The 264-nt window shown below is 67.0% G+C and carries 1 pseudogene; it reads right to left on the bottom strand.

Annotated features, from left to right (window positions below):
* A pseudogene (locus tag CVH10_RS21465) lies at nucleotides 1-264 on the bottom strand (uridine monophosphate kinase); the annotation flags it as partial.

The following is a 264-nucleotide window of genomic DNA, read 5'->3' as shown; positions in this document are numbered from 1 at the left end:
CGAGTCCGTCGTGAAGAAGGGCGCGCCGACGCCGGCGGCAAAGATCACCACCCTGCCCTTTTCGAGATGACGCAGGGCGCGGCGACGGATGTAGGGTTCGGCGATGGCGGCCATCGGGATGGCGCTCTGCACCCGCGTCGAGACGCCGATCTTCTCCAGCGCCGACTGCATGGCCAGGGCGTTCATGATGGTGGCCATCATGCCCATATAGTCGGCCTGGGCGCGCTCCATTCCCGCCGCCGCCTTGGACAAGCCGCGGAAGAT

This window comes from Halomonas sp. ND22Bw (assembly GCF_003011945.1).
In the GTDB taxonomy this organism is placed as follows: Bacteria; Pseudomonadota; Gammaproteobacteria; order Pseudomonadales; family Halomonadaceae; genus Halomonas; species Halomonas halophila.
Note: the sequence above shows the minus strand (reverse complement) of the source record. Positions and strands in the feature narration are given on the sequence as shown.